This is a genomic window from Streptococcus mitis (assembly GCF_047464035.1).
Classification (GTDB): Bacteria; Bacillota; Bacilli; order Lactobacillales; family Streptococcaceae; genus Streptococcus; species Streptococcus mitis_DX.
Map to the genome: position 1 here is coordinate 1 of NZ_JASHCQ010000053.1, position 916 is coordinate 916.

Sequence of the window (916 nt, forward strand, 5' to 3'; positions counted from 1 at the left end):
GCCCTTTACTCGATAAGGCTCCCTTTGTCTGTAATGGATGCCCTAAAAGAAGACAAAATTGTGGATTTAAAAAAATCTTCTACCTTGCTAAACAAGCTCAAAAACAGTACGAACAAACTCTTGTCGAAGCTCGTGAAGGAACTCCCCTTAATTCCAAGGCCTTCTGGGACATGGACAAAGTCATTTCTGATGGTGTTAAAAAGGGACAACACATCTATCATATCCTCAAAACTCATAACCTTGATGTCAGTTCCTCAACCGTCTATCGACACATCCGAAAAGGATACCTATCTATCGCTCATATTGACCTAGCCAGAGCCGTTAAATTCAAAGAAAGACGGAAAAGGAAACTACCTTCCATCCCTAAAGAAGCTAAAAAAGGCCGTTCCTATGAGGATTTCCAAAACTATTTAGTCCTTAATCAACTAGACTCTTGGCTGGAAATGGACACAGTTCTGGGGAGGATGGGAGGTAAAGTCCTACTTACCTTCAACCTGTCTTTCTGTAACTTTATCTTCGCTAGGCTTCTGGATAATAAAACTGCCCTTGAGGTTACCAAACACCTCTATACCATCAAGAACACTCTTCATGAAGCTGATAAAGATTTCTTCCAACTCTTTCCTGTCATTCTTACCGATAATGGTGGAGAGTTTGCCAGGGTTGATGATATCGAAATGGATGTGCGAGGAGAGAGTAAACTCTTCTTTTGTGACCCTAATCGCTCTGACCAGAAAGGGAGAATTGAGAAAAACCACACACTGATTCGAGACATTCTACCTAAGGGAACTGCTTTTGACAACTTAACTCAAGAGGACATCAATCTCGTCTGCTCTCATGTCAACAGTGTCAAACGTGCTGCTTTGAATGGAAAGTCAGCCTATGAGCTCTTTGCCTTTACCTATGGAGAAGAGATTCC

At 41.7% G+C, this 916-nt stretch carries 1 protein-coding gene; it reads left to right on the top strand.

Annotation, left to right across the window (positions count from 1 at the left end; all coding sequences use genetic code 11):
- Positions 1–916: IS30 family transposase (locus QM818_RS08985; protein WP_414300180.1), on the top strand; the 916-nt coding region annotated here is incomplete at both ends.